11 protein-coding genes are annotated in these 13,556 nt (G+C 57.2%); 4 read left to right on the top strand and 7 right to left on the bottom strand.

Going from position 1 to position 13,556, the window contains the following annotated elements:
* Positions 1-121: 121 nt before the first annotated feature.
* Together VMJ11_RS18090 and VMJ11_RS18085 are read right to left on the bottom strand one after the other, a co-directional pair.
* Positions 122-2,698, bottom strand: a complete 2,577-nt coding sequence (locus VMJ11_RS18090; RefSeq protein WP_325620764.1) for an ATP-binding response regulator — start codon at positions 2,696-2,698, stop codon at positions 122-124.
* 28 nt (positions 2,699-2,726) lie between these two features.
* A complete protein-coding gene (locus VMJ11_RS18085; protein WP_325620763.1) occupies positions 2,727-3,764 on the bottom strand; it encodes a 3-oxoacyl-[acyl-carrier-protein] synthase III C-terminal domain-containing protein in 1,038 nt (345 codons plus the stop codon).
* 415 nt (positions 3,765-4,179) lie between these two features.
* On the opposite strand from VMJ11_RS18085, the gene VMJ11_RS18080 reads away from it, so the two are divergent.
* A complete protein-coding gene (locus VMJ11_RS18080; protein ID WP_325620762.1) occupies positions 4,180-4,602 on the top strand; it encodes a GMC family oxidoreductase N-terminal domain-containing protein in 423 nt (140 codons plus the stop codon).
* Positions 4,603-4,617: 15 nt separating this feature from the next.
* Positions 4,618-5,031, top strand: a complete 414-nt coding sequence (locus tag VMJ11_RS18075; protein ID WP_325620761.1) for a GMC oxidoreductase — start codon at positions 4,618-4,620, stop codon at positions 5,029-5,031.
* A 20-nt stretch (positions 5,032-5,051) separates the two neighbouring features.
* On the opposite strand, the gene VMJ11_RS18070 is transcribed toward VMJ11_RS18075, so the two are convergent.
* Positions 5,052-5,522 carry a ribonuclease gene (locus tag VMJ11_RS18070; protein ID WP_325620760.1) on the bottom strand — a complete coding sequence of 157 codons (471 nt, stop codon included), beginning with the start codon at positions 5,520-5,522 and terminating at the stop codon, positions 5,052-5,054.
* 264 nt (positions 5,523-5,786) lie between these two features.
* Positions 5,787-6,227, bottom strand: a complete 441-nt coding sequence (locus VMJ11_RS18065; protein ID WP_325620759.1) for a globin domain-containing protein — start codon at positions 6,225-6,227, stop codon at positions 5,787-5,789.
* A 412-nt stretch (positions 6,228-6,639) separates the two neighbouring features.
* Between VMJ11_RS18065 and VMJ11_RS18060 the strand changes: the two genes are divergently transcribed.
* Positions 6,640-6,804, top strand: a complete 165-nt coding sequence (locus VMJ11_RS18060) for a zinc ribbon domain-containing protein (RefSeq protein ID WP_325620758.1) — start codon at positions 6,640-6,642, stop codon at positions 6,802-6,804.
* A gap of 87 nt (positions 6,805-6,891) precedes the next feature.
* On the opposite strand, the gene VMJ11_RS18055 is transcribed toward VMJ11_RS18060, so the two are convergent.
* Positions 6,892-7,488 carry a short chain dehydrogenase gene (locus tag VMJ11_RS18055; protein ID WP_325620757.1) on the bottom strand — a complete coding sequence of 199 codons (597 nt, stop codon included), beginning with the start codon at positions 7,486-7,488 and terminating at the stop codon, positions 6,892-6,894.
* A 527-nt stretch (positions 7,489-8,015) separates the two neighbouring features.
* On the opposite strand from VMJ11_RS18055, the gene VMJ11_RS18050 reads away from it, so the two are divergent.
* Positions 8,016-8,720, top strand: coding sequence for a response regulator transcription factor (locus VMJ11_RS18050; RefSeq protein WP_325620756.1), 705 nt, complete (start codon positions 8,016-8,018; stop codon positions 8,718-8,720).
* A gap of 16 nt (positions 8,721-8,736) precedes the next feature.
* Here the strand turns inward: VMJ11_RS18050 and VMJ11_RS18045 are convergent, their stop codons facing one another.
* Positions 8,737-10,683 carry a hybrid sensor histidine kinase/response regulator gene (locus VMJ11_RS18045; RefSeq protein WP_325620755.1) on the bottom strand — a complete coding sequence of 649 codons (1,947 nt, stop codon included), beginning with the start codon at positions 10,681-10,683 and terminating at the stop codon, positions 8,737-8,739.
* Positions 10,684-10,993: 310 nt separating this feature from the next.
* A complete protein-coding gene (locus VMJ11_RS18040) occupies positions 10,994-12,943 on the bottom strand; it encodes a hybrid sensor histidine kinase/response regulator (RefSeq protein WP_325620754.1) in 1,950 nt (649 codons plus the stop codon).
* Positions 12,944-13,556: the final 613 nt, after the last annotated feature.

Genomic DNA, 13,556 nt, shown 5'->3' with positions numbered 1-13,556 from the left:
GTTGTTCATCTCGGTTCCCGGGGCCTCTGTGCCCCAGGGCTTCAGACATTTTCTTGCCTCTGCGCTCTGGCGCGTGCAAAGACCGCCTGAAAGCCGTTCACGCGCAAAGGCCCCTCGAACTTCAGTCGGCGCTCGATACGCCCGCCTGATCGACCGGACCTATCGCGGTCAGAAAATATTGATGCAGCGCATCGGCCGAACGGTTCCCCAGCGCGCAGGTCCGCTCACACCAGTCAGCCTCGACAGGCCATTGACCATCAAGGACCTGCGGGTAGATCTGCTGCACATGCGCGTGCAAGGCTTTCGCGCCGAGATTGCCGCTGTTGCCGAGCAGCAGGTGCAACGTCACTTGCGTGGCCCGGAAATCGCGCGCCTCTACGCTGCCCGCAAGCTGCGTCAACAGGGAGCGCAAATGCGCGACGCCCTTGAGGAAAGCATGATCCAGCATGTCGAGCGACGCGAGTTCCTCCAGGTGCGCCGCATCGAGCAGGTCGTGCTGTGCGAGCGCCGGCTGCTTGCCTGCCCGAATGGCAGCCGCTGCTGGACGCTCCCTCTTCTCCGGGACGGGCGCGAGGCGCGAGTGCGCAAACTGTCGCGCGAGACAGGCATAGAGGACGCCGACCTGCACGGGTTTGGTCATCACCTCGTTCATGCCCGCCGCAAGACAGGCTCGGACTGCGTCCATATCGGACTGGCCAGTCAACGCCACAATGGGCATGTCTGCATACTCGTCCACGCGGGCGCGAATCCAGGTTGCTGTCTCCACGCCCCCCATACCGGGCATGTTCATGTCCATCACGATGGCGTCGACGGTCCTTTCGCCCTGCAGGCGGCGCAGCACTTCCTCTCCGTTTTCCGCCTCCACGACGCTCGCGCCACATCGCTCGAGATAGCTCTTCGCGACCATCCTGCTGTAGGTGTCGTCGTCCGCGACGAGAATCGTCTTGCCCGCGAAGCCATCGAAGCGCGGGTGGCGCAAATGCCGATCGCCGCTTTCCATGAGCGTCTGCAGCGTGCTCACCAGTTCCACCATGCGTGTGGACTTGCTGATCGTGGCGTCCATGCCGGCTCCCTGCGCAAGCACACGAGCCAGCGTGTGATCCTCGCCCGTATAACCGACAACAAGCGGGCTCCAGGCAGCAAGATCGGGATCGGAGCGGATCTTCTCCGTGGTCGTGTAGCCGTCCAGACCCGGCATGTTGATGTCCATCAGCACGAGATCGTAGGTGGAACTTTGTCGAAGGAGCGTCAACGCCCGTTCACCGCTTTCCGCTTCGGCAACCTGGGCACCCACTCCGGAAAGCGCGTGACAGACTTTCTCACGCATGACCGCGTCATCATCCACGAGAAGAATCGTCTTCCCGGTGAAGAACGCCGTTGCGCGCACAACAAGCTGCTGCCGGTAAGCCGCGATTTCAGCCTCCGGCACTGCTGGAAACGCCAACGTAAATTGCGTAAAGCTACCCACTTCCGAACGGCATTCGATGGTGCCACCGAACGAACGCATGGCGCGCTGGCAGTAGGCGAGCCCCAAACCCGTGCCTGCAGCGTTTCCTTGCGTGCGAAAAGGCTCGAACAGCTCAGACATCATCTCGGCTGCGATGCCCGGTCCCGTGTCGTGAACGATAACCTTGTTCCGGTCAACGGTCAGCGTAAGCGTTGCAGTGGGATGAGCCACCATGTGATGCAACGCATTTTTGATCAAATTGAACAACGTAAACAGATAAACGGTCTCGTCGACCTTGAAGGTAAAGTCTTCGAGGACCATCAGCCTCACGCGGCTGCGCTCTTTCCTGTCGCTGAAGCCGTATTCGTCGAGCGCCTTGCGCGTCGCCGCTGCAGCGCTCGCGTAGTTGAGATTGTCCGACTGAATGGGCTTGGCACTGACTTCGTCCAGCGTCATCGCGATGATTCTCAGGCCGCGGTCGATCGCCAACTGCCCGTGCGCAACGTGCTGCGAGAGCGAAGCCACCGCATCGACCGGCAGCACCGGCGAAGGCCTCGACTCGGCCATTGCGGGCAGCGCCTCCTCGACGCGATCGAGCACGTACCTGAGCTGGCTGAGCGGATTCCTCATTTCATGGGCGATCGTGCCGGCAAGCGCCCGTAGCGCGCCGTTCTTCGCCTGCGCCGTGATCCCTCGCATGTTGCTGTAGCTGAACGTGAGGCCAGCGCCAATGCCGAACGCGAAAACCGGGAAGTACGTGTAGAGCAACAAATGTCCGTCGACCTGAAGCGATTGCGGGCTGACGATCCACGCGCAGAAGATGGCAAAGCCAACCCCGATGGCCAGATTCAGAGCCAGCACGACGAACGATGGAAAAATCGCTATCAGGAAGAACATCATCCCGACTTCCGCCATCGACCAGATCATCGAATAGTGGCCGGTCATCAGGTAGTAGGTGAAAAAGAACGGTAGCGTATAGGCTACCGTCAAGAAGTAATACCACGGCAGAAAGCGCGCCGCCGCTGCTGGCCAGAAGCGACGCAGAAGCAGCAGGAGACACGCAAGCGCGCCGACGACTCGCATCAGCGTGCTTTCATTGGGTTGAGGATCGATGTACGTCCACCACAACCAGTACAACGGATGTCCGATTGCCCCGATGACGCCAACCGCCAGCACGCTAAGGTCCGACAAGCCGTACGCGTCGCGAACCCGCTGCCGCAGGTAGCGGATGCCTCCTGCAATGCCTTTCATATTATTCTCGATAACTTGATACCGGGCTTCAGAACCGGAAGCTGCTAACGTTGAATGACATGCCTGCGCTGCCGACCCAGCACAACGCCCTGTCGCCCCGCTTCAGTTTCCCCGTCTCCTTTGCCATTGAAATCGCAGCCGGAATCGAGGCGGAAACGAGATTTCCGGTATCGGGATAGATGTGATACATCTTGTCGTCGATACCTGCCTTTACGCCATAACCGTGCCACGCGGCCTTCGACGAGGCGTGGGTGAAAACAATGTCGATATCTTTTTTGGGAACAGCCAGCCTGGAGAATACCGCAGACAGCTCGTCCGAGTTCTTGTGCAACTCGTGGCCGAAGGACGTGAACCGCATTTCGCCGTTCTTGCCGATGCGCTCCGTGGGGTGGCAATACCCTTCGTAGCCAGGAATGGGAATCGTACACAGGTCCGAAACCTCAGGCTTGCCGCGAAACGCAAAGCTGAAGTTTTCCGGCTCCTTTGCGACAACCAGCGTAGCAGTGGCAGCTTCGCCTATCGTGAACGACGGCAAGGTGTATTCAATCTGCGCGTGATGCTTGAGCGCGAAATTCGCCGGATAAAGCGGACCACCTGCGAGCATATTGAATTCGGCATTCACGATCATTGCGTTTTTATATTGGCCGGATTTGAAGAGACTGTCGACAATCGACATTGCCCGCGTCCAGCTCATGCAGGCATCGACGACATCGAAACATTCTGCGTTACCGAATCCGAGTGTGCTCGCCATCATGTGGCTATTGCCCGGCTCGAGAAACCCTCTTCCGATGCCGACGAAGATGAACAGTTCGATGTGCTCCGGCCTCAGATACGTTTCCGACAACACCTTGCGCGTCGCCATCGCAACGTGATCGATGGGCGACTCGTGACTATCGCACCAGCGCCGATGGACGAGACCGCTTCGGTCGAGAAGCGTCTTGATGGTTCGCGCCGCCCTGTCGATGTCGCCATCGAATGCGGTCGAGTGGTACCGGATCATGTCGACAACTTCTTCATTCGTAACGACGCGCGAAGGGAGGCTAACCGCAACATTCTTGATAAGCATAGAGAATCCGTGAATCACGAAAAATTGAGTGGATATAGATTTCGCGCGTATGGCACGCGGATACCAGGACACCAGATATCCGGCCGAACGGCAACCGTACATTAGCGCCTCCACCGTGTATCACGAATTCCACCCCTTCCCCATGCGACGACTCTCAGCGACCGGGTCTCGATTGCACGCAGCGGCAATGGATCGAGTAACGATCTCTGGCCGGCAGTCCAATTCTTTCAATTTGCCTTCCAATTGTCATTGTCATTGCGATTCCGTGTCGGATTGGATTTACCAGTTCATACACACTGCATATCTTCATGGACTGCTCTCCAACCGGTTATCGACAAAGACACATGAAACTTGAGTGTTACGCCCAACGGATATCCATATATGCCTTGCGACACCGTCGTCGCCGGGCAATTGAATGGGCTTCTCTGGCATTCCGCGCATCGACAATTACAACGGCACGAACTACGAGGGCGTGAGATACCTGCAGCTATCGGTTGGGCAAGGGCGCCGTTGCAGTACGGCCATCGGTTATCTGCACGGGCGGCCGCAAGGCAATCTGCGCATGGCCACGGGCGCCCTCGTGACGCGGCTGCTATTCGACGGCAGCCGGGTAACGGGCGTCGAGTATCGGCGGAATGGCGAAACCCGGACCGCTCATGCCGCTCGCGAAGTCGTGCTGAGCGCCGGGTCGAATCGGCGACGCGCAAAGTCTACGAGAGCTCGGCATTCCGGCGCAGCGGCATCTACCCGACGTGGGCGAGAACCTGATCGACCATGTGCAGTCGCGCATCACCTATGCTTGCACGCGATCGATCACGCTCAACGAAATCATAAGTAGTCCGTTACGTCAGGCGTGGATGGGCATGCGCTATCTGACGACCCGGCCCGGCATCATGGCGACGTGGTCGGCCACCGTGAGCAGGTGATGCTGGAAGCGCTACAACTGGCGCGTCGCGTAATGCGGCAGCCCGGCATCGCGCCGCTCGTCGAGCGCGAAACTCGGCCGGGCATCGACGTTGAGAACGAGGCCGCGCTGCCGCAATACATCCGCGAGTCCGGGCAGACCAGCTGGCATCCGATCGGCACCCGCAAGATGGGCGTCGACGAAATGGCCGTCGTCGATCCTCAGCTTCGCGTACACGGCGTGCCAGGTTTGCGCGTGGCGGACTCGTCGATCATGCCGACCATGTGCTCGCCGAATACGAATGCGGCGTCGATCATGATTGGAGAAAAGGCCGCCGACCTGGTGCTGGCGGCCAACGCCTGATCGAAACCTCAGCTGGCGCATCATCCTGCAATGCGTTTGAAACTGACGTAGTAATCGTCGGTGTAATAGCAGTCGCCGGTCTGCCTGCGCGGTCCACCGCATACGATCCGCCGCTGCCCTCGATCCGTCGCGCCGGGGGTGCGAACCGTGTATGTGTGGTAGTAGCCGCGCGGATGCTTCGGTAGCAAAAGCGCACTGTTACGGAACAACACACCGTCGTCCCCATAAGGGAAGGGACCGCCCGCCTTGATGAGCCGCAGTGTCTCGGCTGCTTCCCCCGGCAACTGTGCCGCGGTGACGGTACCCAGCGCGCCCGTCACTTGCGAGCCTGACGAGGCGGGGCTACCGCTTGCGCCCTGCGCTGGCTGACCCGGCGCCTGAGCCGCGGATGCGCCCGACGCCTCAGTGACGTTTCGCGAACTCTCCTTGCCACATCCACCGAGGATCGCGCTCAAGGCCACGACGCAGGAGAAAGCCCATGCTCTCTTCACGAAACGATTCTCCTCTCGTTGACTGGAACCCAACGGCCAGCACAGGCGTTAAGGTATCGCTGTTGACGCAGCGAATCAATGTTCGGCCGGAACCCGGCGCCCGGTACACCATGGGACGTTCAAATGCCTGCGTAACATAGCATCAACATGTGCGCTCCGTTCGTCTTCGTCGCATCGCAGGCCAAATGACCGGGGGCACGTACACCTTTCCGTCTCTTGAGACCTTTGCAAACTAGCCGTGGTCGCCAATGAAGCCAAACCGCATCATGCTTCCCGCGCGTAGAGACCACGTTCATGGCTCTTCAATACATCTGCCAGAAACCAGTATGCCTCCCCCCAGGCGCTCAGGACACGTTCATCCGCAGCGTCCCCGAGCACGTCTTTGATGGCGGGAAGCAACGCGTTAGCGACTGCTGGATAGTGCTCAGGTGCCACATGCATTTCAACATGGCGTGCGGCGATTCGCTCTATCGCGGCTGTCAAAACGTCAAGGTTGTCCGCGTTACTAGCAAAGCCGAGAAGTGCAGCGGCGAGTCGCTTTGGCTGCTCCCCGGACTTTTGGGCAGCCTCATCGAAAAGGCCCTTTATCTCTGGATCTACGAAAAGCCGCTCATACATGCGATTCGTGATCGCCACGCCATGCTGTCGCATGACCGGAGCAGTCGATTTAACGATCGCAATCGTTTCTGGCGTAAGAGCGTTCATGGATTTTTCTCCAGATGACGACGACAAAGCAAATGCACAAGCGCACGTTCGGTAACGTTTGCAAAGCGAAACCGGCCGTGCGCTGGATTGTGCTGCTTACGGGGCTTGTAGTACCGACCTTACCCGCTATTGAAATCGTATGCGCGAGTAATCGCTCTGCCCTCCATCATTCGATGGAGTCCATCAAAAGGCCAAAAGCCGAAAGTTCCCGCCTCCGCCGCGAGGCTATGCGGGCTCGCGTATACCCACATGGCCTTTAACGCGTACGGCCATTTCTCGCCGAGTGTCCGATGAACGCCTGGTGAGACGCGTACGCGGGCGTTTCCTGCACTAGAATGACCTCATACGCTGCCGCGCATCGCTGGCACTGTGTGGCCAGCACGACGTGCAGGATTCGCGTTAGAGGATTGCCATGCCGACTTACCAGTATCGTTGCGAGAAGTGCGGTGAGACCTTCGAACACACCGAACATCTCGCCGAACATGAAACCGCTCATCCGAATTGCCCGAAGTGCGGAAACGATAAGGTCCAGCACATACCGACGCCATTTGTTGCGAAAACGTCCAGAAAGAGCTGAGATCTGCCCACTGCCAACGAGCCACGGGGAAGGCAGTTCCACTCGCTTTCGGTGGCGATGTACGGCCGCAACCTGCCGTCGTGCGTTTCAATGGGTTGCCGATACGACCTGCCCGGTGATGTCTTCTTCTACGCACTTACGGAACGCATGTGCGACGACCGACGCACGCACACCGTCGTTCGGATTGCGCCCCATCGCCTCGAGCGTCTCGGATACCCAGCCGGGACTCACGACATTCACGCGCAGCTTGCCCTTCAACTCGAGCGCCGCCGCGCGCGCGAACGCTTCCACGCCGGCATTGACGATGCTCACCGCTGCGCTGCCCGCGATCGGGTGCTGCGCGAGCACACCGCTCGTCAGCGTGATCGAGCCGCCCGGTTTGATGCTCGATACGCCGCAGCGAACCAGATTGACCTGACCCATCAGCTTGTTTGCGAGGCTGAATGCGAAGTCATCGTCTGCGAGCGTTTCGAGCGGCGCGAATCTTGCGGTGCCGGCGACGCACACCACGGCATCCAGCGGTAGCGCCTGCCTGTACATCGCGACGATCGATTCCTTGCTTGAGATGTCGACGGCGATGGCCGCCCCTTTTCGGCTCGCGCCGATCACGTCGTGCCCGGACGACAGCAAACCGACGATCTCTTTACCGAGGAGCCCTGTCGCTCCCACCACCAGAATGCGCATACTTCCTCCTGTACCCACGGGGTGGAGACGATTGATTCTGACGCTTCACAAGCGCGGATGCAACGCCGCTCCACCGGTGCAGTTCGTGAGTGCCGAACGACCGATTGGTAGCCGAAAACCGATACACCGGCGTGGATAGTTGAAATAACCGCAGAGACCGAACTGCTCCGTCACCAAAACGCCAACGTGGCTCCGAAAATCCGCGTCTGGCGATATTCAGTCTTGCGATTGATAGCAAACTACATGCATGCGATCTGACTCCGCCTGCGTCGACACCAAGGCTATCTGCTTTGTGCCGCTTGACACAAAGAACTCAAATGCTTATCCGTCGATTCGACGAATTACGTGCCTGCGCTGGACGATAACGAAGGCTTTGCGGCAGCACATACCACCAGCAAGCGGAAAGTTCTCCATTCATCCTTCAAGGGCCTTCGGTCTCGCCACGATATGCTAAGCTGGTAAGCACTGTGCACACAAACCTAGTGCGACGGGTTGCGTTTCTCTGGTGCATAAGAGGAGAAGCGAGCATGAAAATCTTATGGGTCGATGACCACGAAATTCTTTGCATTGCTCTTTCCGAATATATCCAATCACATGCGTCGGAGCTGAGCGCAACTCCAATCGAAATCACGCCAGTATTTACCCTTGCCAGTGCGCTTGAAAAAATAAACACGCCCCCTCCCCCGGACCTGGTATTCCTGGACCTCAATCTGGACGGCGAGAACCGTGGTGCGACGACACTTGAACACTTCCAGGCGGGAAATCCATCTAATGTTCCCGTGGTCATCTGCACGGGACTCGCCCCCGGGAACGATCATGAAGTTGAAATCTTGCGAATGTGCATGCGCGACTACGCCGCTCGCGGAATCATTCTGAAGGGAGGTGCGCACAAAAAAATGTTCATTGGCCTGAGCAGGATTTTGGGCGGTGAACTCTGGATTCCGGAAGAAGTCTTGCTGCGCTTTGCCTGTTCGACCCAAACACCCGCCGATACCCGGACTCAGCATCATCTAGGACTTTCTCCGCGAGAGTGGGACCTGGCGCGTTGCATTGCGCGTGGCCTCTCGGGGAAGCAGATCGCGAGAGAACTCAACGTTTCCGAGGGACACGTCAGACAGGTTTCTTGTGTTATTTACGACAAACTTCAAGTCAGAAACCGAGTTGAAGCGGCACTTAGAGTCAGTGCCGAACTGGCCCTTGGAAAGGATGCTTCAGAAAAGGGGCTGCCGTGAAGTTCTCGGCTAACTTTCACCCGCCTTCGGTCAATGCTTTTGGTTTATGTTTTGCAAGTAGGGTCAACAAGGTCTGTTCCGAGACCGGCTTCGACAAAAGCTTCATGCCACTTGCGGCGACTTTCTTTAGCACGGCTGATGAGGTATCCCCCGACCAGAGGACCGCAGGGACCGATGTATCGGTAGCAGCGCGCACCGCCTCAATCGCAGCAATACCGTCCTCGTGTTCCAACCGGTAGTCGGAAAGGATGAAGTGCGGGCCGCACGCCAACGCTTCGATGCGCAACTGCTCGATGACGTCGCGTGATGACTCTCCCGCGACGACGTAGCATCCATGTTCGATCAGGCGCATCGATATTTCGACTCTCAAGTCGCTATTGTCCTCGATGATCGCCACTACCATATTGGTCAGGTCTGGTTCCCCATTCTCAACCGCTTGAAGCTCGATTAACTCTGCCGGTACGAGTCCTACGAAGGGGACCGTAACAGAAAAACGCGATCCCCGCCCTGGTGCCGAGTCCACGTCCAGTTTGTGACCAAGAAGGTCCGCGAGACCCTGGACAATGGACAGACCCAGTCCGAAACCCTTTTCACGATTTCTCTCGGGATTATCGACCTGGACATAGCTCTTGAAGATATCCGCCTGTCTGGCTTCGGGGATACCGATTCCGTTGTCCCACACGCTTATCCTCACGCCGCTGCCATGCCGTTGACAACTCACCAGAACATGCCCGGTCTTTCCTGCCTGTTCGGACGGCGTGTAACGGACCGCATTGATCACCATGTTTCGGATGATCCTGTCCAACGCATGTCGATCCGTACGGACCAGATAGGGGCGGTTATGGAGTCTCAACTTCAGGTCCTTCGCTCCGGCCATCGGCTGCATATCCGCAACTATGTCGCGCAAAAGGGAAGACAGCACCGCCTCTTGAACTTCGACATTCCAGGTGCCCGACTCGAGGCGGCAGATATCCAGTGCGCCGTTGATCATACCTTCCATCGCGTCCACTTGCCTTTGCGCAATCGAGACGTCTTCGGCCAGCCTGATTGATTCGACATTCCGCTCGATATAATTCAACTTCAGGCCGAGCGTCGTGAGCGGCTGGCGCAAGTCATGGCTTATCGCAGCGATAAGTTGGTTCTTCTCCGCCCTTGCCGCTTCAGCCCGCGATCGCGCCTCATCGAGAATAACTCCTTTTATACACGCTCGCTTCTGATTGAAAAAAATAAACCAGGCGATGAAACAATAACCAATCAGTTGAGCTGCAAACCAGACAAGCATTCCTGGCCGGTAAATAAATAGAGGTGGCGCAATGCTAAATCCGAACGGGATGGCGCCCAGCACGAGCGAACCTAAAGTCGCACGAAGACTAGGTGCGAGCAGCAGCAAAGTAAATGCATGGCTGATCAGCGTGTACTCGAAGAATCCATACCTGGCCAATTTAGAGTAAGAGGCATGGCCCGAGAAGTCGGGTGGGTTTAGCCCAAAGCTACCCGCGGCCCACCAAAACGATGTGAGTATGACCAATGCAGCCCAAGCCCTGTGCAGCCGCACGATCGCGTCGACACCCGCTTGTTTTTGGAGTGCTATTGTCTTCTTCAGTAAGTACGTTGCCATGGGAGCAGCGCCCCCCCACAGTCCCAATACCCAGACCACACGGAACACAATATAGATATCCGAAGTTTTGATCCACGACCCAAATACAAACAAGAGCGAGCTTCCGATCGACAGTAGCACGATCCAATATAGCGCTCGACGGGACAGCGATCCCAATAACTCGCGTTTGACGAGAAGATTCTGCTCGGCACTGAGTGCTGCAACCGGTCCCACAAGTAGATTCACAAATTCAGCGAATTTGCGGCGTTCGACTTTCCGGACCGTTTCACTCGCGCTCGGCGATGTTCTGGCCCCCGGCTTTTCGCCCGCGTCAGAATCATCTCGTGTTTGAGTACAGGACGCCATGGGAGGCCTCCGCGGATCAGCTTCAGCATGCACTCCATTGTGCGCCCGCCCCCCCAGCAAGTCGATGAACAGGTGTTCGTCACATGCCGAACAAAAGTTCGCGGTCCACGTGGGCGAACCACGCTCTTGCGACGTCCGTCCTTGCAGTAGACAATCCCGGCGCCGGTCCATATGCATTTCCCGATGGCACGCCGCCATCCTTGCCTGAAGCGCCGTTTTGACTGCCTGCGCCTGCTACCCGGTAGCTATGCTCACCGGGCCTTCATCGGTACCGGCCCGAGGGGGATCAAGAAACGCCAACCCATCACTTTCACCGGCCTTCCGTCAACGCTTTTGGCTTATGTTTGGCAAGTAGGGTCAACAAGGTCTGCTCTGAGACCGGCTTCGACAAAAGCTTCATGCCACTGGCGGCGACTTTTTTTAGCACAGCAGATGAGGTATCGCCCGACCAGAGGATCGCGGGGATCGATGTATCGGTAGCAGCACGCACCGCCTCAATCGCAAGAATGCCGTCCTCATGTTCCAGCCGGTAGTCGGAAAGGATGAAGTGCGGGCCACACGCCAACGCTTCGATACGCAACTGCTCGATGACGTCGCGTGATGACTCTCCCGCCACGACGTAGCATCCATTTTCGATCAGGCGCATCGATATTTCGACTCTCAGGTCGCTATCGTCCTCGATGATCGCCACTACCATATTGGTCAGGTCTGGGACGTTGTTCTCAACCGTTTGAACCTCGATTAACTCTGGCGGTACGAGTCCTACGAACGGGACCGTAACAGAAAAACGCGATCCCCGCCCGGGTTCCGAGTCCATGTCCAGCTTGTGACCAAGAAGGTCCGCGAGACCCTGCACAATGGACAGACCCAGTCCGAAACCCTTTTCACGATTTCTCTCGGGATTATCGACCTGGACATAGCTCTTGAAGATATCCGCCTGTCTGGCTTCGGGGATACCGATCCCGTTGTCCCACACACTTATCCTCACGCGGCTGCCACGCCTTTGACAACTCACCAGAATATGCCCGGTCCTTCCTGCCTGTTCGGACGGCGTGTAACGGACCGCATTGATCACCATGTTTCGGATGATCCTGTCCAGCGCATGTCGATCCGTACGGACCAGATAGGGGCGGTTATGGAGTCTCAACTTCAGGTCCTTCGCCCCGGCCATCGGCTGCATATCCGCAACTATGTCGCGCAAAAGGGAAGACAGCACCACCTCTTGAACTTCGACATTCCAGGTGCCCGACTCGAGGCGGCTGATATCCAGTGCGCCGTTGATCATACCTTCCATTGCATCCACTTGCCTTTGCGCAATCGAGATGTCTTCGGCCAGCCCGATTGATTCGACATTCCGCTCGATATAATTCAACTTCAGGCCGAGCGTCGTGAGCGGCTGGCGCAAGTCATGGCTTATCGCAGCGATAAACTGGTTCTTTTCTGCCGTTGCCGCCTCAGCCTGCGATCGTGCCTCCTCGAGAATGACCTCTTTTACAGATGCGCGCTTTTGATCGTTGCAAACAAACCATGCCATGAAAAAATAGCCAATTAGTTGAGCCGTATTCCAGTCAAACATTCCTGGCCGCTTAACAAATAGCACCGGTGCCATGCTAAATCCGAACGGGACAGAGCTGAACACGAGCGAACCTAGCGTCGCGCGAAGACTAGGCGCAAGCAGCAGCAAAGCAATTGCGTGGCTGATCATCGTCAGCTCGAAGAAGTTATATCTGCGCAATACGAAGTAATAGCCATGGAGGAGCGAAAAGTCGGGTGCGGGTAGCCCAAAGCTACCCGCCGCCCACCAAAGCGACGTCAGCATGACCAATACTGCCCAGGCCCAGTGCATCTGCTCGATCGCGCCGGCGCTCGCGTGCTTTGGGATGGCCATTGTCCTTTTCAGTAAAAATATGGCCACGGGCGCGGCCATTCCCCACAGTCCGAAGATCCAGACGGCACGGAATACAGACATATGGCTTAAGTTCCGATCCCACGACCCAAATACGAACCAGAACACGCTTCCAACCAGCAGTAGCGCGATCCAATATACGGTTCGACGGGACAGTGATCCCAACAACTCGCGGTTGACGAGAAGATTCTGCTCGGTACTGAGGGCTGCAACCGGTCCCATAAATAGATTCACAAATTCAGCGAATCGGCGGCGCTCGATTTTCTGAACTGTTTCACTCACATTCGGCGCTGTTCTGGCCCCGGGCCTTTCGTCCGCGCCATGATCACCTCGTGTTTGAGTACAGGACGCCATGGGAGGCCTCCAAGGATCAGCTTCAGCATGCGCTCAATTGTGCTACCGGACCCCCAGCAAGTCGATGTACAAGTGTTCGTTACTCGCCAAACAAATGTTCGTGGTCGACCCCGGTGACCACTTCTTGCGATTCTTAGCCGCTACGTTCGCACAGTCCTCTCACAAAGCCACCGGCGAATATTCGGAAAGCACCACCGAACATTTGTTCGAATACGAAAGAACATTTAATGCCGAACATCTAATAGTCGATCAGGCTACAACTGACATGGTTAATCCGACGAATAATGCAACATAATTGGACACAAGGAATGCGTACCTCACCGCGTGATGACTCACGTTCTTGTCGTCTCGCGTGCCTGTTACGAGTACAGCTTCATAGCCAACTGATCGGGATAACGCAGTGCATACATGGGCGTCGTCCGCTTTTTGCGCAATCTCGGCACAATCAGCACGCACTTATGCAGCCTCTACGCGCGACGTTTTCCACCTCGATTTCAGGGAGATTGCGATGATTCGCAATACACATTTGGGTTAAGGCAGCGGAGTGGCGGTCGGCTACACCCCATATCAACCAAAACTTCACGTATGTATGCCGTTCCAGATTAAATTGTCA

Origin of the sequence: Paraburkholderia sp., assembly GCF_035501035.1 — a bacterium.
In the GTDB taxonomy this organism is placed as follows: Bacteria; Pseudomonadota; Gammaproteobacteria; order Burkholderiales; family Burkholderiaceae; genus Paraburkholderia.
Note: the sequence above shows the minus strand (reverse complement) of the source record. Positions and strands in the feature narration are given on the sequence as shown.